The organism is Gracilibacillus sp. D59, assembly GCF_052246695.1.
Lineage (GTDB): Bacteria > Bacillota > Bacilli > Bacillales > Amphibacillaceae > Gracilibacillus.
On sequence record NZ_JBQQCK010000008.1, the window covers coordinates 76,197 to 95,044 of the forward strand.

Here is an 18,848-nt window from a genome sequence, read left to right on the forward strand (position 1 = left end):
TTAGTTTCCCTCCTCTTCTATTAATTTTGAATTCTTTGTTTCTTTTTTCCTTGTTTTAATCTTTTTTATTAACGGAATACCATATCTAAAGAAAACAAATAATAAAATGATACCAAAAAAGATAGCTGCAAAGTTATTTCTAGTAAATTCAACTCTGTACTCCCTAAACGCCACTGAATAATCGGATCGCGAATTAGCTAGTTTAAAATACTCCATAGCTTCTTTATATTGTTCATTTCTGTGCAATGCTTTCCCAATAGCATGATAAGCAATATCATAGTTTCCATTTAATTGAATCACTTGCTCCCATATCTCTTTCGCCTCCTCATACCTACCTTGCACATATAACTCAGATGCTTCATGAACCAGGTCAGCAAAAGGGGTAGTGCGAAAGATATCGACACGATTACGTCCTTTATCAACGACAAACACTTCACCCTTAGAATTTTGATCGATACTGGATGGAGTAGTGAACAATCCATTCTGGTCACCTAGACCACCAAATATAAATAATAAATTTCCTAATCTGTCATATTGATAGATTCTGCTCGTTTGTAGGTTTATCGATGTAATTAATCCATGATCATTTACAGATAAATCGATGAAAGCAGAATTTTCAATATAAGCTCCATAATTCTCCAAGTCACCATATTTATTCACTTCATTATTTAAAGTGTCTACTCCAACTGGTGATAATCTTTTAATTTGATTTTCGTTTGTTCCTAGTGTAGTTGTATAAATAAAGCCGTCGTTATCCAGATCAATATTTGAAAAAGCAAGAGGTTGAACAGATTCCAGCTTTGCCTCCTGATCCTCTGTTGCGATCAATCGAACAATTAATCTTTTCAAACTGAAACCTACATCATTCGCACCAAAAAAACCTTTGAATTCTCCTTCTGGATCAATTTGCATTAATCCTTTTGTATTTCCTTCACTTACAACAAACAAATAATCTCTTTTATCTAAGATCAGCTTTGAAGGTGAATAGCTGAAATTTTTCCCTAGCAGGGGACTTTCAGGTGTCTTGAATTCCTTTATGAAATTGCCGTTTTTATCAAAAATTACAATTCGCTGATTCTTTGTATCGGCAACATAAATCGTACCATCTTCTTTGACATAAATTCCCTTAGGCCCGTTGAGTACCCCAGGTCCTTCCTTATCACCAATTGTTTTAACTACATTATAATTTTCGTCCAAATGGACAATTCGATTATTTCCTGTATCTACGATATAGATAGAGTCGTTCTTTGTAATGAAAATATCCTCAGGACTATTGAACGCACCTGTGGGAAGATATGCGCCATCAATTGACTCCTCATACATATAGCCATTAATTGACTCGACATCTCTATCAGAGTTATTCCAAATATAGCCCTCATAAGGTGCTTCAGCCAGCGCCTGACATGGTATGAGGAGGATCATTAATGCAAAGACCATAATACTTAGACTTTTAAACAGTTTATTCTTCAATTAATTTCCCTCCTATTCCTTCAGACCTGAGTGTGCCATAGTTTGCAGTACCATTTTCTGTGTGATTACAAAAACAATAATGGTTGGTACAATCATGAGAAAGCTTGCAGCCGCAAAAGTTCCTACACGTGCAATTACCCCTGCACCACCTTGAATCGTCTGAATAGCTAAAGGGAGCGTTTTCAATTCTTCCTGTGTGGTATACATCATGGATGCATATGGGTCGTTCCAAGCCTGTATAAAGCTAAGTAGAGCAAATGTTGCTAATGCTGGCTTTAATAAAGGCATAATAATGGTAAACAAAATACGTAATTCTGAAGCTCCATCTATCCTTGCCGACTCTAATAATGAATCAGGTATTTGCTTCAAAAACTGGATCATTAGAAAGATCCCTATTGGTGCAGCAAGATAAGGCAAAATCATGGCAAAATACGTATTCATCATCCCTGATTTACTTATCATTAAGTATTGAGGTATTTGTAGCACCATTGGAGAGAACATAATTGCTGTAACAATTAAACTGAAAATAGCACTCTTGAAGGGCATATTATGTTTTGCCAATGGATAAGCAGCCATAGCAGATATAATCACTCCAAAACCTACAATGGACCCTGTTACTACTACACTGTTAAATATAAATCGTGAAAAAGGCACAACGGATGTTCCAGTAACTAACAGTAAGTCACGAAAATTTACAAGTGTAGGGTTAATCGGGAAAAACCTAGGTGGAAATAAGAATAATTCACTAATTGGTTTGACCGCGGTTGAAGCCATATAAACTAAAGGTGCCAACATTAGTAATCCACCAACAGTTAAGAATAGATAAAGAAATAAACCGCCCCAATCAAACCTTTTCTTCAATGCTCCACGACTCATGTTTTAATCCCTCCCTAACACTTTAAAAATTATTCTGTTCAAACCTAACATTAGTAGGAACAATACTACAGCAATCGCTGAAGCGTATCCCATCTCGAATCGTATAAAAGCATAATCATGCAAATGAGCCAGTATGGTATGACCTGCATATAACGGACTTGGCATACCTACAAGCTGCATACTTACATCGAATACTTGAAGTGAAAACACTACTTGTAAAACGGCACCAAACAATAATTGCGGTTTCACAGAAGGTAATGTAATGTATATTAATTCCTGCCAACGATATTTGACGCCATCAATTTTACCCGCTTCATATAATACTTTTGGTACATTTTGCAACCCTGCCAAAAATGCTAGAAACCCTGTACCCATACTCATCCATAGTGATACAACAATAATTACGGGAACGATCGATTCTACATTTTGCAAGAAAAGGTACGGCTCTTTCAATATACCGAGTTCAATTAACCAATTGTTGAGCAAACCTTTCCGATCACCAGCAAAAAAGTACAGCCACACGACTGACATGGCTACTGCGCTTGTGATGGAAGGTGTATAAAAACATAGCGTGTAAAAGAACCGGTATTTTTGTGGAATTTGACTTATTAGCCATGCTAGGAAAAATGAAATAATATAACCCAACGGACCAGTAATAAAGGCAAATTTTAATGTAATTCCAACTGCTTGTAAGAATATATCATCATCTACAAACAAAAGTTTGTAATTGGATAAACCGATAAATTCAGGTGCTTCCACAATATTGTAATAAGTAAAGCTGAGTGTAATGGACACAATAATTGGAATTATCGTGAAAAATGTGAATAAAAGCAGGAATGGAGAAAGCAGCAAATAGGAAACCTTATTTCTTCTTATTTCAAACCATAGTTGAGCCCATTTCCCTGTTGGGACAGATCGCAACGGTGTTTCATCAACAATCGATGCTTCTCTCGATTTAAGGGTAGTCATAATTATTTAACGCCTCCTCCGTCTTCAACTTCCAATCCGAACTCTTCACGCTTTTTCCGAAGCTCCTTATTTATTTCTTTAACTCCTTCTTCCATAGCTTCTCTCGGTAGTTTTCCGTTTAGTACTATTTCATTCCACATATTTGCTATATGTCTAGTTGTATAGTATCCGCCAATTACTACTTCACGCTCTCTAAACCATTCCCATTGCTCTAAAATAGCTTCTAAATCTTCTTGATTCCACGGTAATCTTTCTAATGCTTCTACATTTGCTGTATTCCATCTTGCTTCTACACCAAGCAATGCTTCTAATTCAGAACCAAATCGTTCCTGTGCATCTGCACTAGTCCACCATTTTAAAAATTCCCATGAATCTTCTTTCATATCTGTATCTTCAAAAATAATCCCTGTTTGTCCTAGACCACCAGTTGAACGATTAATTTGTCCATCTTCTTGCCTTATCCCCGGCATAGGAACCATTTTCCACCATCCAGTTAATTCTGGAGCTGCGGTTGATAGCAGAATATAAGTAGAATAATCAGCTACACCGATGGGCATTTCACCAGATCTGAATCGATTGTAGAAATCAGCTTGCTTTTCGATTTTGTAATTGGTAAACAAAGAAGTCCACATTTCCATTGCTTCTAATGCTTCAGGTGCATCTAAAGTAGATTTCATCCCTGCTTCATCATATAAGTCCCCACCATGCTGGAATAAAAATGGTGCAAACTCATTAATTGCCTGACTTGTGTCGTTAGGTGCGTGAGGATAGTAGAAATCCATTCCATTTTGTTGCAATAAAGGGATAAGTTCCTTGACCTCTTCCCACGTTTCTGGTATTTCATCCTCTGAGATCCCTAACTCTTCCATAATGTCTAAACGATAAAAAAGCATGTTGAAATTTTGATTTTCTGGTAATGCATAGTCTCCACCATTATATTTATAAGGTATCAATGCACCTGGTCTAAACCTTGTAGCTACTTCGTCATAATCTGGGAACTCATTTAAGTTAATCAGTGCATTTCTTACAGCAAAATCAATCGGCATTTCTCCTTCAACACCTAGTGCAACATCTGGAGCAAGACCAGCAGTGTTTGCCAATAGTAATACTTGCATTTGTCCAGCTGGTACAGTATTGACATTAACTTTAATTCCTGTTTCAGGTGTAAACTCTTCATCAATCATCTGTTTAATGATATTCACCCAATCTCGACCGCGGGCAACCCAAACCTCCAGTACATCTTCACCTTCATAGACGTTTCCAATACCACTATAATCTTTCGTGAACGAACTAACTAAATCTTTTGCAGCTACGTTTGTTTTTTCATACCAAGTTGCAACTGCACGCGGCCAGGAAACATCTGGTGATTGTATTAAAATATAATCAAGCAATAAGCTTTGTGAGCTCAAACCATTCATCCATAGCCCTAAATTTGACTGTAAATTATTGATTGTTTCAAATTGTCCTGGAATACCGGATGGGTCCTCTGCCATCGCTATAAAAGTATCTCGCGCTTCGTATAACGTGTTAATATCAGAACTACCTTCTTCTACACCAAAGTCATATAACTTCTGGATAACATTATCGAGCTTCCTCGCCATCGTATGTAAGCGAGGGATCAAATTCGGAATACTATCTTCCAGATTCCAATCAACATTAGGATCTGGTTCCGTTCCGGTAATACGAATTACCTCCCGACTTAATAGAGATAAATCATTTGTTGTTAAACGTACTGTGTCAAGCAATTCTCCTAATGCACCTACCTGCACTTCCATTCGAATCGTATGTGTACCTTCTTCTAAATAAATTAAGTATTCTTCATCTGCTGTTCCTAATTTCTTCATTGCAAAGTTTTGTTTATAAGGATAAGTAACCTCATTCATTTCTTTAAATAAAAGCTTCCCATCAATGGTAATTTTGCGCTGTGTAGGTACACCATTTAAAAACCATTGTCCATAACGCATCCCAATATTATATAAACCACTTTCAGGAACCGTAAATTCCCAATCCGCCCATTGACCACCATTTCTCCAGCCCTGACCACCAAATGTATTCAATGTAATCGCATCAGGATTAAATGGTTCCGTAATTGCTTCACGATCCTCGACTCGTTTTAGAGTAGGGTCAGACCTTAGTACAGCTTCTTCCGCTTGGATTTTGACCTGAACGCCCTTTGTTTCTTTATAACCTTTTTTTCCATACTCTTTTGCTACCTCTTTATATGTTGGCAGATCAATCGGTGAAAAAATTTTCAATTCCCCAATAGCAGCTGGTTCACGTATTGCATTGATTCGAACTGTATGCTCACCCTTTGTCAAATAAAATCTTAGAGGTTCTGCTACTTTTGATTCAGAATCTCTTATTTCTTTGTATTGCCAACCTGGTACTTCTACTCTAGCTGGATTAAATTCATTTCCTTGATTATCTAACCACGTTTCTCCATCTTCTTTCCACATTCGTTGGAACGTCAATTTCTTTGCTTCAAAAAATGGATATGTACCATCAATTTGGATACTTCTTATAACGGAGGATCGTTTTCCTTCTAATGGAAAGTAGCTCATCCCCATTTGATAGTATCCATCCTCTGGTACTTGGAATGTATATTCTACCCAACCATTTTCTTCCGTTAAGGCCACCACTTCATTTGATTGCCCACCTACATCTTTTATAATCTGAACGTTTTTATGACTTATTTGTGAATAATCAATGGAGGGGATAGATAACTCAAAGCCTTCCGTATCCTCTGCTCCATTCAAATTATGGTTTTGGTAATATTCAAAAAATGACGGTTCTAGTTTATTTTGAATATTTTCATCTTCTAAAATAGATTGCATCTCAACTTCATCATATTCTGGTAAACTAGCCATTACAGTATCATCATAACCTCTGTTATTATTCCAAATAACAACTGATGTAATAAGAACTGCGATAACAATAATGCTGATTAAATATTTACGGAGTAATTTGATCACAATAACCCTCCCACCTATCTCTAGTTAGCATATTGTTTCACTCTGTTGAACAGAGTGAAACAATAATCATTACCTTTAACTACCATTCATTTCCGTTAGCTGCTTTTCAATTTCAGGTCCAAGCTGTTTAAGTGTATTATCTTCAATTTGTTGCAATATGGTTTTGGAATCAATATTCTTGTCAATTGCTTCATTTATTTTTTCGATATAAATATCCCATGCAGCTCCATCAAGCGGGGTGAATTTGCGGACAGGAATAGCTTCATCAAGGGTGTCATAGAATTTATAGTCTTGAATTCCACCTAAGTATTCGTTTGTATGCTCTTGGAACCACGGCAGACTAGTAATATGACTTACTCCAGGTTGCACAGCTTTCTCTACATAAATTTTCCATGCTTCTTCTGATAAAGTGAGGTATTCAATAAATGCCCAAGCCGCTTCTTTATTCTCACTCTGTTCAGGAATTACAAATGTTGAACCACCTAGTGCTACATTAACTCCAAGAGGCATTCGGGTAACACTCCATTTTCCTGATTGATCTGGAAAAATATCCGCAAGGTGACGTGCTGCATTATTACCTGCTGGAAAAGATGCTACCTTCCCTTGGTTAACTAATTGCTTTCCTTCGTCACTAAATAAGATAGACATTTGAGGAGCCCAATTTAATTGGACACCTTGCTTTACTGTATCTAACAGTTCTGCCATTCTCTCATCATTGCGTAGATAGTTATATTCACTATCGAAGTAACCTACAGCATCTCCATATTGAATAGCTGGAGAATCTCTGAATTCATACATATAAATGCCATTTGCAGAGAAAGTCTGTGCTACTGTTAATACATTTTCAGGGTCCTGCAAGAATTCACCTAACTCTTGAGGATCTGTCGGAAACCCCATTTGTTCATAAATATCGGTTCTATAATAAAATACACCAGGCACAACATCCCACGGCAAAGCTAATTGGCGTTTTCCATCTATAGACTGCCAACGAGTCCAATTATATTCAGAGAACAGATCTCGGAATCTACTAGCATTATATGGAGGTTGAGAAACATCTACTAACAATCCTTCCGATTGAAACCTTGGTATTTGGAACTGTTCTACATGAGAAACGTCTGGTGCTCCTTCACCTGCATTTATAGTAGTTTGTAAATTATCATGTAATTCGCCTAATTCCATATTGACTAATTCCACTTTTACATTGGGATATACTTTATTAAATTCTTTAATGACATCTTTAAACATTTCATCCCAAGACCAAAAAGTTATCTCTCCTGTAATGCTAGAATCATAGGTATAATCAATTCCATTTGTTTCTTCCCCTTCACCTCCTGCTTCTGTATCGGTTTCTGCTTCCGTTTCTGTTCCCTCTGTACTCTCCTCAGAACTTGTTTCAACAGAGTCACCTCCCGAATTGATATTACATCCAACTGTAAAAGTAAGTATTAAAATAAAAAGCAGTAATAATTTGAAATATTCTTTCATTTAAATGATCCTCCTTTTTTTATTAGAACAATATATGATATCGTTTACATTAAATTCAAAGCCATCACTCCTTTCAACGCATATGTTAGCGATTACATATGACGAAATAGATGTTCATACAAAAATATAAAGGGAAAACTTAAGCATTTATCTGTAATCGTTTACAGATTGCGGCAAAATTATCTATGTATATTTCTCTAAATTATAAAGTCGGTTAGTTAGATTAATTAATTTATTGTATATTAACATGAATCCAAATTAATGACAAGAGATTTTTTACGGTTACCTCTGCCAAAGTAATATTTTATCAGTTTTTGACGAAAAACCTCTATTCATAGTACCTAGAAGTGATATACCTTTTATTTGATTAATGGTAGCAAAGGTTAAGAGCGTTTGTTATAATATATTAAGTTTGTTAATTAATATAACTTACTAACCATAAAAACATATCAGATTGAAAGGAAGGCGTAAAATAGTGACAGTTCAACGAAAAGAGTACCCAAGACCTCAGTTTTACAGAAATGAGTGGCTGAATCTAAATGGACAATGGGATTTTGAGTTTGATGATATCAACGAAGGCTTAGGGAAAAAATGGTTTGACAAACCAGATTTTTCTCAACAAATTACCGTTCCCTTCAGTTATCAAAGCGAGTTAAGCGGTATTGGAATTTCTGAATTCCATGATCTTGTCTGGTATAAAAAAGAAGTGGAAATTCCGAATAAGTGGAACAATAAAAGAGTTATTTTGCATTTTGGTGCCATAGACTACTATGCTTCTATTTGGATTAATGGACAGCATGTATTGGATCATGAAGGCGGCCATGTGCCTTTTTCTGTAGAAATTACTGATCAGTTATTGGATAATCGTGCCGAAATAGTTGTCAGAGCCATGGATAATTCACATCAATTAGATCAACCTCGCGGCAAGCAGTATTGGAAAGAAGAATCGGAGAATATCTTTTACACCAGAACTACAGGGATTTGGCAAACAGTTTGGTTAGAAGCAGTCGAACATTCTTTTCTAGAAAAAGTAAGACTGACGCCTGACCTTGATAAAGATGAGTTAGTCGTGAAATACACGATTCAGAACTGGTTACCCATTCATTCTCTTCAAATAACTATCACATTTGAAGGTAATTTAGTCGCAAAGGATACTTTCCAGCTAACTAACCATGAAGATATTCGAAAAATTCGAATTAATGATTTTCATGTACATGGAACGGGAAGATTGTGGAGTCCTGAACATCCACAATTATATGATGTAACTTTCCAATTAATAGAAGAAAGCCAAATCATTGACCAAGTGGATAGTTATTTTGGTATGAGGAAAATTTCCGTCGAAAATGGAAAAGTAATGCTAAACAACAAGCCTTATTATATGAAACTTGTATTAGACCAAGGTTATTATCCTGATGGAATTTTAACACCTCCCTCAGATGAAGCAATCAAAAATGATATTAAATTCACCAAACAAATGGGCTTTAACGGAGCACGAAAACATCAAAAAATTGAAGATCCCAGATACTATTATTGGGCAGATAAACTTGGGTTATTAGTCTGGGGGGAAATGGCAAATTGTCACGATTATAGTGAAGATGCTGTCAGACGTATGACGAAAGAATGGCAGGCAGCGATTGAAAGAGACTATAATCATCCTTCGATTGTAGCTTGGGTTCCAATAAATGAAAGCTGGGGGGTTCCAAATTTACTTTCTGAAACTAAACAGCAGTACCATACATTAGCTATGTACTATTTAACAAAATCACTAGATAACACTAGACTAGTCATTTCGAACGATGGATGGGAGCATACCGAATCAGACTTATGCACCATACATGATTATGAAGATTCAAAATCCGTACTGAAAAACCGTTACAATACGATTGACAATATTCTTCATTCTACTCCAGGCAGCAGGTTGATTTATATCCCTGGTTACAAATATAACAACGAACCTGTACAAGTGACAGAATTTGGCGGTATTGCTTACAAGAAAAGCAATTGGAATGGATGGGGTTATTCAGGGGCAAAAACGGATGAAGAATTTGAAGAAAAATATTATCAAGTTGTATCAGCTCTATTAGAGTCTCCATTAGTACAAGGCTTTTGCTATACACAACTAACAGATGTTGAACAAGAAATCAACGGGTTACTTACGTATGATCGAAAACCAAAAATTCCATTAGAAAAAATCAGAAAGATTAACGAAGGATCTAGAAGCAAACGCTTTTCAAGTGAGGTGGAATAAACTTTATTTTATAAAATTCTGTTATCTCCATGGACAACACCGACTATGGACTCCCAGCAGTTTCAAAAAAAGGTGTTTACTATCTATATCACACTGCTACTAAAATAGCCTAAGCTTAATTAAAATATACAATGTATTTAACAGTGGCACAATTTTATCAGAACAGATAGTGTATCCTAATTTATTTGTATATTTTTCGTTTTATTATATACTAATTACAATCAATGGTTACTTAGAATTGGGGATAATGTAATGAGCAATTTAAAAACAGGCAGTTTTGAAGGAATGAAATTAATAAATAAGTCAACGATTCTAAATATGATTCGTTTGGAAGGGCCTATCTCCAGAGCCGATATAGCTAAAAAAACAGAATTAGCTCCTCCTACTGTCAGTTCCATAGTGAGTGAACTGATAGAAGAGCATATGGTAATTGAAAAAGTTGGAGAAGCCAAAACTCAAGGTGGGAGAAAGCCTTTAATGCTTTCTATTAATGTTAATGCCGCCTATGTGATAGGTATTTATGCAGCTGCTGAAGTAGTCGAAGCTATTATCACTACTCTAGATGGAAATATAGTGACTTCTTACATGAAAACTATTCAAAATATTCGTTCAAAAAATGAGTATATTACGATCATACTTGAATCTATCGAAAAAGTAGTAGCCAAATCAAGTGTAGATAAACAAGCAATCTCCGGAATCGGTGTAGCAATGCACGGGCTAGTTGATGCAGATAATGGTAAAGTTATTTTTTCTCCGCATCTTAATCTTGAGAATATTTCCTTAAAAGAAGAAATCGAAAAGGTGTATCCAGTATCTGTTTTTATTGAAAATGATGTAAGAACGCTGACACTTGCAGAAAGCTGGTATGGAGAAGGAAAAGATGTTTCTGATTTTACGTGTATAAGCATCGGTCTAGGAATAGGTTCAGGAATATTCATCAATAATCAAATATATAGTGGTCTTTTTCACGGCGCAGGAGAAATAGGTCATACTATTGTTGACCTAAACGGATCAAAGTGTCGTTGTGGAAACTTTGGTTGTTTAGAAACTTTTGCTTCAGAAGCTGCCATCCTGAATAAAGTAAAGAAAAGTATTCGATTGGGAAAATCAACTGTAATAAACGATTGGTTACATGAAGAAGATGAATTAACATTTGAAATGGTACTAAAAGCAGCTGAAGAAGATGACTCCATCACAAAAGAAGCTTTGGAAGAAGCAGGAAGATACCTCGGGATTGCCATTGCGAATCTAAATAATTTACTTACTCCTTCTAAAGTAATTTTAGAAGGAAGGGTTTTTTCCGCTGGAGATGTAGTTCTGAATCCATTAAAAGACATGGTGAAAAATAGTTCTTTAAAAAAGACTAACCATAACGAAATAGTTCTATCCAAATTAGGTAAAAAAGGAATGGCAGTCGGTGCTGTCACACTCGTTTTACGTGAATTATTTGAACAGCATTAATTCTCGAAAATTATCTTTCCACAGTAGTATTTCCGAATTCCAAAAGGATAGTGTACAGCTGAAGAACTTAAGTTTACGCCAGTTAAGCAATTGACCATTAGTTCTTCAGCGTATATTTGTATTATCTATCAACTTCTGTTTCTTCTGTGCCATTACAATAATCAATCCATCTTAAAGCCTCATCTAGCCGTGATCATAAATATTGGGATTTAAGGCAGTTTAATCATTCATATTTCTTTCCACATTTAGCTCTATAATTAACATTTACAGTTCTGTTCTCAGGTGTTACATCTTCTTTTTCTATACACCAGTAAAGTAATCGGTGCTCTAATGCTGAGATAACGGAAGCATAATCCGATTGATCATACAGATTGTGCAATTCGTGTGGGTCCTTTTCTAGATTATATAGTTCACCGTCTCCATTCGTATAAATATTCAATTTCCATTCATGCGTCCGGATGCTTTTTCCTTTACCCATAAATGCTTCACGATAAGCACACCAGACAAAATAACGATCATCAAATGGACCCGCTGGTCGAACAGTTATTTCAGAAAAAGACATAGGTTCCCCAGCTTCTCCGCTTTCAATTACAACATATTCTCTTGGTGTATACGGCTTATCAAATAAGTGCTGTGCAAAGCTTTTCCCTTGAACACCAAGGGGAATCGGAGTATTGGTTAATTCCAAAATGGTTGGCATGATATCTATCAGTTCAATAAGATGTTCACATCGACTTGCCTCTAACTTTCCTTTCCACGAAACAATAAGAGGGACATTGGTAAACGAATCATAAAACGCATTATGTTTTTGAATTAAGCCATGTGCCCCCATTGAATCACCATGATCGGAAGTGAAAATAACGATTGTATCTTCTTCCATTCCCAAATCTTCTAATTGCTTCATTATTCACCCAATATTATCATCAATAAAATTTATCATTCCATAATGAATGGCCTTTACCTGTTGAAGCGTCCCATCATCGACTTTGTCCATTGCATCCATGACATGGGCAACCTTTTGACGTTCTGGTTTATTTGATAATTCATCCTTTGGCGCCAACGGTACATCCTCTGGTTGATAAATGCTAGCATATGGCTCTGGTACCTGGTAAGGGGTGTGTGGATCTGGAAAAGATAGCCACAAGAAAAATGGTTCATCAGATTTATGCATTTCTCTTAAGTATTCATTGGCAGTACTACCAAGTAAATAGGAGCCGCATTTTTCGTATGAGGTAGGATTTGTTCCATGACCTAATGGACTTTCCCAGCAATTGTTTTGTGCCCATGCATGTGCATTTTTGACCTCAGGATCCTCATGGTATCCATCTACAATATGACCGTGCTCAGCTAATCGAACAAAATCAAATACTTCGTGAAGGTGGTCCTTTCGATCTTCACTTTTGGCATAGTAATTATTTTGATCTCCATTCATAAATGCATGATTTTTACCAATCAGTGCCGTTTGGTAGCCATATTCCTTCAGCACTTGCGGCAACGTTACTTCTTCTGGATTAATCAGCATATGATTCGCATGATTACGAATAGTGGTTGCGTATCTTCCCGTCATCATAGAAGAGCGTGATGGTGAACAAGCTGGATAATTACAAAAGGTATTCTCGAATACCACGCCATTTTTTGCTAATTTTTCAATATGTGGTGTTCTAACAATCGGGTTGCCATATAATCCTAACGTTTCTGCAGATTGTTGGTCGGTTTGTACCAATAATATATTTGGTCTTTGTTTTGTCATATTAATCTTCCTTATATAATTTTGAATAAAGTCCATTTTTCACATTCTTTATGAATCAAATACTGTCTATTTCACCAATCCTTCGCAAATATTGCTCTCTTAAATCTTCTCTTCCAGTATTGCTTAAATGTTCTGCCCATTTATCCTTGGTAATATATTTGAATGGACCCGTTTCTACAACTAATGGTAGGGGGTCTGGTTTTTCAAACGGTTGCCCTACTTGCTCCTGGTACCACTCCTGTAAATAATGATCCAGCTTTTCTACAATCTCCGGGTGCTCTTCTGCTAAATTGTTTATCATAAATGGGTCCTCTTTCATTTGATACAATTCTATTGGTTCTAGCGGAACCACCCCTGGATGGTATGTCCGCATCAGTAGCCAGTCATCTGTTCTAACAGATCTACCTACGCTATATAAGCCGTGATCCCAAACAAGGTAATCTCTCGGGGTATACGACGTCCTACGCAATAAATTAGCAAAAGACTTGCCGTCCCATTTTCTTGGAACCTTGATACCGAGCATTTCACAAATCGTTGCTTGTAAGTCAACGTTATAAACAAGTTCATTGAATTGGACATTTGTTCGTTCTAATCCTGGCCACTTAATGATCATAGGAATATTGTGAACAGCTTCATCTGCACATACATGATCACCATAAATCCCATGTTCGCCCATTGCCTCACCATGGTCACCACTGATTATAATGGCTGTGTCATCCATTACACCAAGTTCTTCGAGCGTATCAAAAAGTCTACCAAGTTGTTCATCCATATAACGAATAGCACCGTCATAACTATCTACAAATTTCTTGAAATCAGTAGTATTGCCAATGCGATCTGGCATAGTTTCTAACGGGCTTTTGTCACTGTATGGAAAAGTCATTCTCGCACTAAATGGTGCATAATTATTTTGATGCTGCTCAATCGTGTACTGATCTGGCCAAGCTGGTGCTGGATCATCTTGAAATAATGTTTGATATTTATTCGGTATCGTGTAATTCCGATGTGGGTCCCACAATTGTAAATGTAGAAAGTAATTATCATCCTTGCCATTTTGTTTTAGCCAAGGTAATACAGCATCGATTACCTCATCGGCATTCTCATTACCTGCTTTTAAAGTATGCGTGTGCACCTCATTCCACCCAGCCATATACCAAAATGCATCATGACGATCTGCAAAAGATGAAAAAGTCGCTAGTTTATAATCATTTTCCCTTAATAGCCGTGTAAACATTGGGCGATCTTTATCATTTGTATAGCGATAGTCACAACCTGGTCCCCAGTGGGTAACTACTCCTGAATGAATACCAAATAGACCACTAGAAAAAGAGGCACGTGATGGCACACAGGGAGATGTCGCGCAGTATGCCCGATTAAAGCGTACACCTTGCTTTGCAATTTTATCCATATTTGGTGTTGTGTTTCGATGGTAGCCATGAATACCAAAATGTTTCGGTCTCATCGAGTCAATGTCAATGTATATTATTCTCAAAATCAGTTATCTCCTTCTATTTATTGTTATTTTCTCTCTCTATCTATTCTTCAAGATTTCTATGGCTTGAAACCAAACAGGTGACATCATACCACTTCTGGTTCATAGGAAGCTTTTACTTCCTTATGACGTAATTTGTCACGTTTCGTCGGCGCATTATCTCGCTCATCATCTATCGCTCGTGCATGAAGCATTAGTTCAAAAAGTTCTCCGCGTAATGATTGGTATGCTGGATTATGATATAAATTATTTAGCTCTTGTGGATCTTGCATAAGATCATACATTTCTCCATCTTTGAAATGAGGACTATACCAAAGCTTATAATTCTTTGTTCGTATCCCCATCATTCCGTTTCCATCGGCTAAGGTTACATAGTCTCTAACAGACTTTCCTTCTTGGAAGGTAGGTACTAGTGAACGTCCAGGTAAGGATATATCAGGTGTTAAGTTCATCATATCAAATAGAGTAGGCACAAAATCAATGCTAGAACCGAGACTTTCTACTGTTTCTCCTGCTTTATATCCATCAGGGAAACGCACCATGAATGGAACACGAATTTCGGCTTCATATGATGTTGCTGCTTTATTGAAAATGCCATGTTCCCCCAGCATTTCTCCATGATCAGAGGCAAAAATAATCAAGGTGTTCTCTAGTAACTTGCTTTCCTTGAGTTTATTCATAATCATTCCTAAACAATCATCAACCATTTTCAATAAACAATAATGGCCAGCAATTCCTTTTCGCATCATATCATCCGTAATATTTCCAAACTTATCTTTGAACAAATTAACACGTCTTCGATAGGATTCTGATTTGGTTTCATATTCTTCTTCAGATCGATTTTTAGGTAAGGTTACATCTTCTGGTTTACAATAATCTAAATATTTTTCCGGCATAACATATGGTTCGTGTGGAGCATGGAAACCTATGAACATAGCAAATGGATCCTCGCCGTCATCTAATCTATCTAATGCATCACACGCACGTCTAGTTGCATGGATGTCATAGTATAAGTCGTCTTCTTCTGGTGATGCAGCAGGCTCAAAATGATTCCAGTCACCACTATCACCAAATGTCTTGCCTACTGGAACTTGAATATGAAAACTACCTGCATGGACCATGTGTGTTTTTCCTACAGAAACGCATTTATATCCACGGTCACGAAGTAACTGCATCCATGTAGGATCTCCTTCTTCACCAAATTTAAGGTTTCCATGTACCCCATTTTTCCATGGCTGTCTTCCTGTTAAATATGAGTGACGAGATGGTACACATGGTGAAGCTGCTGTATAAAAATTATCAAACGATACAGATTCCTGACGTAAATTTTCCATATTAGGAAAATAAACATTTGCTGTGCGATTTGGACCAATAGAATCTGCCCGTTGCTGATCTGTCATAATAAAAATTACATTCATGTTGTCTTTCATGAAATACCTCCTAATTAAACTTTTTTATAATCCCAACCTAGTAAATTGTTCTTCTGGTGCTCCTGCTTCCTTCATTGCTTGTTTCATTTTTTTGGCCAATGATTTTTCGATTGTTTCATCAATAATTGGATGATGTTGTAAATAATCCTGCTTAATATGATAAAGCCTTGTTTGTCTTAATGGTTGGTTTTTGTAAATCCTGACTTTCCCAATTTTTTGCGGGATTTTAAATACAGGAAAATCTGTATAAGGTAAAAATCTACCGCATTCAATTTCTTTTTCATTTTCACAGGTTATAAATTCTCTATGAGTTGTTGGCATTGCTGTATACAAAAATAACGGCTGATTATCATCCTTAGGTGATCGAAAATACGTATAATAGCCATCTGTTATATTAACTTCAACTCCATAGTATCCATATAAAGCTACATCTCTAACCTTGTTATTTTCTTTGTCTAACATTTCTTTTAATGAATGTCCTTTTATTCTGTCTGGGATGCCAATATCATAAAAATCTAGAATAGTAGGCATTAAATCGATATTTTGTGTTATGGCGTCGATTCTTTCACCTGCTCGTTTACTGCCAGGAAGATGTATCAGTAGTGGAAGATGAGCTAGTTCATTGTAAACATTCATCACATTTTTACCTAAAAGTTCGTGTTCACCTAACAAGAATCCGTGGTCGGTTGTAAAGATAACCAATGTATCTTCCCACAAATCATATTGATCTAATTTGTCGAGAAACTTACCAAACCAATGATCAATCATCGTTAATGTGCCAGCATATTTCTTTTGAATATGCTCTGTTGCCTCTAAAGGTTCTTCCGCCGGACCATACTTCGGCCATTCATATCTAGGCCCTTCATAGTTATCTTTATACTGATCGACATAGTATTCCGGGCAATCAAATGGTTCATGTGGATCAAACGCTTCCACTGTTAAGAAAAATTGTTCAGCATGATGGTTCGCATCTAACCACTTACAAGCCGATTGCATTGTTTTAGGACCTGAGAAATCCTCTTCGCTGACAAAGTTTGTACGATTCAACTCGTATTGTTTCCTAACTTGTCCGTAATAATGATCTGGTAAAGACGGCTGATTGACATTGGATACCCATGGATCTGATTCCTGGCCACGATAAAAATCCCAAGTATCAAACTGCTGACAGTAATTTTCTCCACCTGTGGAAAAATAATGATAGTGGTCAGTTGTTATGTGTGTAAAAATATTATTGTCTCTTAGTATTTGAGGAAGTGTTACATCAAACGGCTCTATACCTCCCCATTTTCGCTCTAAAAAATTCAATCTGCCTGTTTGAATATCTCTTCTCGCAGGCATACATGGTAAAGAGCCTGCCCAATGATTATCAAATATCATACTTTTTTTCGCTAGTCTATCTATGTTTGGTGTTTTGACCCAAGTTTGGTGATTATACGTCTGTAACATGTTTCGATTTACTGAATCCAATAATACTAAATCGTCTTCATTTTTTTCACCTCAATTCATATGTCCTCATTATAAGATTGGCAAGTTGCTATTAAAATATCATTTTGTTTGCTTACTTTTATCAATTTGTTGTATTTCAATTATTTCCCAATAAAAGATTCATACATTAAATGTTTTAAAAATAAGTAATAACAAGTATAATAAAAATATTCAATGGTAAAACAAGCTATTCATTTTGTTTGATATGATGTATTGAAATGGAGGAACATAAAATGAAAGAATATGCTCATGAATATGCCTACCATTGTTTTTTTTCCCCTTCAGCTATAGAACGTTCCGGGGGACTTTGGCCAATCCGCTCTGGTTTTAATCAAGCTAAACCAAATTTTCAAGTTGGTCCTCGTAAAATTGATTTTTATAGCCTTCACTTTGTACTTAAAGGAAAAGGACAGATTAAACAAAATGACTCTATTATCGAATTAAAAGAAGGAGACATATTTTGTCTATTTCCTCATCACATTCACCAATATCAAACAGATCCTACTAATAGATTGGAATTGTTTTGGCTTGCTTTTAATGGCAAGCAAGCGCTAGCTTTACTGAATCGGCTGGGATTGAAAGAGCAAGATTTTAAAATTGATAGTTTTATCACACCTCAGATTATGACTATTGTTAAAGAAGTGCTTCATTATTTTCAACACCACTATGCAGACGAAGGGTTGATTCGCTTAAGTCTGATTTATAAATTGTTTCACTTTCTTATCGAACAAGCTTCAGAGAGTAATCTTACTCCCAATATTTCTAGTGATTGGATTGAGAAAAGTAAACAATATATGCAGACGCATTTTACAGAAGGTCTTACTGTAAAAGATGTTGCTGACTATGTTGGATTTCATCGCTCTCATTTTACAACTGCCTTTTCAAAAGAAGTTGGTTCAAGTCCTGTACAATACCTTGTATCTTTAAAAATGAAGCTGTCTACTGAACTAATGTCAGATCCAACCATTAGCATTACAGAAGTTGCTTATTCGATCGGGTATCCTGACCTATATGCTTTTTCAAGAGCATTCAAAAATTATTACGGTATCTCTCCAAAGAACTACATAAAAAAACAAAATCCCCCCCATTAGTTAGGCTATAAGAAAAACTGGGCAAACCGCATAACCTTATAACTATATGGTATGTAGGTCTGTGGCGATTGCTATGAGTAGCCATTATGAAATATATCGACGTTTGACCACCACTCCGG

General features: G+C 36.3%; 11 protein-coding genes and 1 pseudogene. 3 read left to right on the forward strand and 9 right to left on the reverse strand.

Annotated elements, in window-relative coordinates; translation table 11 throughout:
• The 5 genes from ACTWP4_RS14395 to ACTWP4_RS14415 all read right to left on the reverse strand — a co-directional run bounded on the left by ACTWP4_RS14395 (position 1) and on the right by ACTWP4_RS14415 (position 7,772).
• Positions 1-1,470 carry a hypothetical protein gene (locus tag ACTWP4_RS14395; RefSeq protein ID WP_443129475.1) on the reverse strand — a complete coding sequence of 490 codons (1,470 nt, stop codon included), beginning with the start codon at positions 1,468-1,470 and terminating at the stop codon, positions 1-3.
• A 12-nt stretch (positions 1,471-1,482) separates the two neighbouring features.
• Positions 1,483-2,346 carry a carbohydrate ABC transporter permease gene (locus ACTWP4_RS14400; RefSeq protein ID WP_443129476.1) on the reverse strand — a complete coding sequence of 288 codons (864 nt, stop codon included), beginning with the start codon at positions 2,344-2,346 and terminating at the stop codon, positions 1,483-1,485.
• A 3-nt stretch (positions 2,347-2,349) separates the two neighbouring features.
• Positions 2,350-3,315: a carbohydrate ABC transporter permease gene (locus ACTWP4_RS14405; protein ID WP_443129477.1), complete on the reverse strand. Its 966-nt coding sequence runs from the start codon at positions 3,313-3,315 to the stop codon at positions 2,350-2,352.
• 2 nt (positions 3,316-3,317) lie between these two features.
• Positions 3,318-6,287: an extracellular solute-binding protein gene (locus ACTWP4_RS14410; protein ID WP_443129478.1), complete on the reverse strand. Its 2,970-nt coding sequence runs from the start codon at positions 6,285-6,287 to the stop codon at positions 3,318-3,320.
• Between the two features lie 75 nt (positions 6,288-6,362).
• Positions 6,363-7,772, reverse strand: a complete 1,410-nt coding sequence (locus ACTWP4_RS14415) for an ABC transporter substrate-binding protein (RefSeq protein WP_443129479.1) — start codon at positions 7,770-7,772, stop codon at positions 6,363-6,365.
• A gap of 475 nt (positions 7,773-8,247) precedes the next feature.
• Here ACTWP4_RS14415 and ACTWP4_RS14420 point away from each other — a divergent pair, with 475 nt between their 5' ends.
• Both ACTWP4_RS14420 and ACTWP4_RS14425 read left to right on the forward strand, forming a co-directional pair.
• Positions 8,248-10,020 (forward strand): glycoside hydrolase family 2 protein, encoded by a 1,773-nt coding sequence (locus ACTWP4_RS14420; protein WP_443129480.1) that lies wholly within the window; start codon positions 8,248-8,250, stop codon positions 10,018-10,020.
• Between the two features lie 252 nt (positions 10,021-10,272).
• Positions 10,273-11,481, forward strand: coding sequence for an ROK family transcriptional regulator (locus tag ACTWP4_RS14425; protein ID WP_443129481.1), 1,209 nt, complete (start codon positions 10,273-10,275; stop codon positions 11,479-11,481).
• 223 nt (positions 11,482-11,704) lie between these two features.
• Here ACTWP4_RS14425 and ACTWP4_RS14430 read toward each other — a convergent pair.
• The 4 genes and pseudogenes from ACTWP4_RS14430 to ACTWP4_RS14445 form a co-directional block, all read right to left on the reverse strand.
• A pseudogene (locus ACTWP4_RS14430) lies at positions 11,705-13,267 on the reverse strand (sulfatase family protein).
• Between the two features lie 19 nt (positions 13,268-13,286).
• Complete coding sequence (locus tag ACTWP4_RS14435; protein ID WP_443129482.1) at positions 13,287-14,723, reverse strand: sulfatase family protein; 1,437 nt, start codon at positions 14,721-14,723, stop codon at positions 13,287-13,289.
• Between the two features lie 86 nt (positions 14,724-14,809).
• Positions 14,810-16,153, reverse strand: coding sequence for a sulfatase family protein (locus ACTWP4_RS14440; RefSeq protein WP_443129483.1), 1,344 nt, complete (start codon positions 16,151-16,153; stop codon positions 14,810-14,812).
• Between the two features lie 24 nt (positions 16,154-16,177).
• Positions 16,178-17,620: a sulfatase gene (locus ACTWP4_RS14445; protein ID WP_443129484.1), complete on the reverse strand. Its 1,443-nt coding sequence runs from the start codon at positions 17,618-17,620 to the stop codon at positions 16,178-16,180.
• A 251-nt stretch (positions 17,621-17,871) separates the two neighbouring features.
• On the opposite strand from ACTWP4_RS14445, the gene ACTWP4_RS14450 reads away from it, so the two are divergent.
• Entirely contained in the window at positions 17,872-18,729 is an 858-nt protein-coding gene (locus tag ACTWP4_RS14450) for an AraC family transcriptional regulator (protein ID WP_443129485.1), read from the forward strand.
• Positions 18,730-18,848: the final 119 nt, after the last annotated feature.

Excerpts from the sequence above, each read along its gene's own strand:
- ACTWP4_RS14425 (WP_443129481.1), top strand. The coding sequence starts at position 10,273 with ATGAGCAATTTAAAAACAGGCAGTTTTGAAGGAATGAAATTAATAAAT.
- ACTWP4_RS14440 (WP_443129483.1), bottom strand. The coding sequence starts at position 16,153 with ATGAAAGACAACATGAATGTAATTTTTATTATGACAGATCAGCAACGG.
- ACTWP4_RS14450 (WP_443129485.1), top strand. The coding sequence starts at position 17,872 with ATGAAAGAATATGCTCATGAATATGCCTACCATTGTTTTTTTTCCCCT.
- ACTWP4_RS14405 (WP_443129477.1), bottom strand. The coding sequence starts at position 3,315 with ATGACTACCCTTAAATCGAGAGAAGCATCGATTGTTGATGAAACACCG.
- ACTWP4_RS14415 (WP_443129479.1), bottom strand. The coding sequence starts at position 7,772 with ATGAAAGAATATTTCAAATTATTACTGCTTTTTATTTTAATACTTACT.
- ACTWP4_RS14400 (WP_443129476.1), bottom strand. The coding sequence starts at position 2,346 with ATGAGTCGTGGAGCATTGAAGAAAAGGTTTGATTGGGGCGGTTTATTT.